The organism is Parachlamydia sp. (genome assembly GCF_050255895.1).
GTDB classification, from domain to species: domain Bacteria; phylum Chlamydiota; class Chlamydiia; order Chlamydiales; family Parachlamydiaceae; genus Parachlamydia; species Parachlamydia acanthamoebae.
In genome coordinates this window covers 1-2,551 of the sequence record NZ_JBFWIR010000120.1, presented here as the reverse complement: position 1 = coordinate 2,551, position 2,551 = coordinate 1, and the positions used below count along the sequence as shown (strand labels likewise).

Here is a 2,551-nt window from a genome sequence, read left to right as displayed (position 1 = left end):
TAAAGTATCGGTTCGATTTGAGCCCATTCTTTATTGGTTAGGTCGCTCGGATAAGATTTGCGGTTCATAATAGACTCCTTGTGGAGTCATAAACTATACTAAACTTTTAAATTCAGAGAAAGTCTCTTAGATTTGGGTGTATTAACGGATCCAGTGCTATTTCTGAGTTCAAAAGAAGCTTCTGCAACTTTATGAACTTTAGTAACTTCTTCTTTTGGTTTGCTTGTATTAGCTTTTGATTTTGCAAAGGATGCAAAGCAGTCATGAAAGGGGTAGTCCGTATCTGGAAAGTCAAATCCTTGGCTTATTGTTGATGACGGATCGTAAGGATTGCACATAACTAAACTCCTGTTAAATATCTCATAAAAAAATGATCAGGCTATCTTTTCACGTAGTCGTGAAGGTTAAAACTTCCAAGAAGGCTAAATGATCATTTAAAATAAGGCAAGCAAAAGAAATCTTTTTTTATGCAGGTGGATGATTTTTGTTTTCCCCGTCTTTATTGTCATTAGAGGCTATTTTTGTTATTCTATGACTTTCAAGGATATGTGAAAAAGTGTTTGTAAATAAAAAATTGAGAGCGAGAATGAAATATTCAGAAAAAAAGACAAAATTGACAATGATGCGTAAATACGGAACATTTTTTATGGTCGCAAGTGTGGCCTTTATGTTGGGATTTTTGACAGGAATTCAATTTGAGGATCCTCAATCTTCTATCGCTAATGTCTCATTAGAAGCTTCAATGAATAATCCTAAATCTTTTGCTACCGTTTTTTCTCCGCGAGGAGCCATCACAATTGAGCGTCCAGGCTATACTTTAGAGTACGATGGAAGAACACGCAATGCGCAGTGGGTATACGAATGTTTGACATCTGACTGTTTAAAAGGAAAGGTTAGTCGCGATCATTTTCCGTTTCAGGAAGATCCACGTATTCCAAAAATTTTTCAAAATACATTAGAAGACTTCAAAGGATCGGGATTTGATCGGGGACATCTCGCTCCCGCAGCAGATCATCGCGTCAGTGTTGAGGCCATGCGAGATACTTTTTATTTGTCGAATATGAGTCCTCAAGTTGCACAATTTAATCGCGGATATTGGGTAAAGATGGAAAAATATGTGAGGGATTTAACAAAAAGTTGCAAATCTGTACACGTCCTTACAGGGCCCTTATTTTTGCCGCAAGTGGAAGAAAATGGGAAAAAATACGTCAAATATCAAGTGATTGGACCCAATAATGTTGCAGTGCCGACTCATTTTTTCAAAGTGATTGCCAAGGAAACAAGTGCGGGAAGAATGCAGACAGAGGCCTATGTACTGCCTAACCAACAAATTGCCAAAGAAATACCCCTTCATCAATTCAAAACAACCATACAGGAAGTCGAGAAAGTTTCCGGGGTATTGTTTCAGTAAGCTTAACCCAGCTCTTGTATGAGGTCGTAGAGAGTCTGAGTGCCCTTTAATTTTAAAAAGGCATTCAACTCTTCTCGACGCCTTTCAGAGAGCGATTGAACCCAATGTTGTAATTCTTTTAAATCATCAGATGGGTATTCTTTGATTCCTAAGTAACATTTGAAGGCCATCAATGTAGATGGCAATTTGCCTGTAAATTTGGAAGTCCCATCGATTTGACTAAATCCATTTGTATTCACACTAAAAATGTGCAATTCCTCATCTACATGACCTTCTCGTAGGGCAGGGAAAATTGTTTGATGATAATCCTGTTTACTAATCATTGTGTAGACTGGTTTTCCACTGTCATTTTTTGCAACAGCTAAATAAAGTAAAGGATCGCCCTTATGAACATCCATTTTTTTCATTATCTCTTGTGCTTCACGCGAAATTTGTAAATGATCAAATGGAGCATTGAGTATTTCGGGATCTTGTTCAATTGAAAAGCGTGAGGATTGAAACAAAGCATCCACATTTAAAGGGATGTAATTTCTTTTTTGACCAGGAGGGATTTTACGGCGATTTGCAGGCTCCTCTTCTTCCACTTCTTTTGCTTTCATTTTTTCTTGCTGAAGCTCTTTGACTTGTTCTTTGACTCCTTTGGAACCCATATTAGATTTTGAAGTTTGCTCAGGTAAAAAACGTTCGTGATCTGTCAGCTTTCGAAGGAGATTTGCTTTTTGAGTTTCCGCATCTATTTTTAATTGTTTCAAATCTTCAATTAAATCTGTTTTTCCTTCGAGTTCAACACCCTCCGGCAATTTATCAATTAAAGTATTGATGGCACTTGCTAAATCATCAAATGCGTTCAGGATTTTGGCAGTTCCCGTTATTTTTTCAAGTGGCTCATACATAGCTTGGAAATAGATCTGCTTGTTTTTGATATACAAATTACGAACTTCATTAAAAATATTCACTTCACCCACCACATATTGGGCAAATTGAGGTAAGTTGTTCTCATCCCAAAATTCTAGCTTATCGAATTGAGGGTTTGTCTGGCGCAAGTAACGAGAGACAACAGCCTTCAGCTGTCCTGTGATTTTTTCTAGCTGAGCACTTTCATTGATCCCTTCTTTAGAATCCGCGGTTCTGCTGACAATG

At 37.6% G+C, this 2,551-nt stretch carries 2 protein-coding genes and 1 pseudogene; 1 reads left to right on the top strand and 2 read right to left on the bottom strand.

Annotated features, from left to right (window positions below; all coding sequences use genetic code 11):
• Window positions 1-98: 98 nt before the first annotated feature.
• Window positions 99-338, bottom strand: coding sequence for a hypothetical protein (locus tag AB7E63_RS13325; protein WP_237753833.1), 240 nt, complete (start codon window positions 336-338; stop codon window positions 99-101).
• A gap of 248 nt (window positions 339-586) precedes the next feature.
• Here AB7E63_RS13325 and AB7E63_RS13320 point away from each other — a divergent pair, with 248 nt between their 5' ends.
• Window positions 587-1,411 (top strand): DNA/RNA non-specific endonuclease, encoded by an 825-nt coding sequence (locus AB7E63_RS13320; protein ID WP_006342324.1) that lies wholly within the window; start codon window positions 587-589, stop codon window positions 1,409-1,411.
• A 2-nt stretch (window positions 1,412-1,413) separates the two neighbouring features.
• On the opposite strand, the pseudogene AB7E63_RS13315 reads toward AB7E63_RS13320, so the two are convergent.
• Window positions 1,414-2,551 (bottom strand): annotated as a pseudogene (locus AB7E63_RS13315) (hypothetical protein); the annotation flags it as partial.

Excerpts from the sequence above, each read along its gene's own strand:
- AB7E63_RS13320 (WP_006342324.1), top strand. The coding sequence starts at position 587 with ATGAAATATTCAGAAAAAAAGACAAAATTGACAATGATGCGTAAATAC.
- AB7E63_RS13325 (WP_237753833.1), bottom strand. The coding sequence starts at position 338 with ATGTGCAATCCTTACGATCCGTCATCAACAATAAGCCAAGGATTTGAC.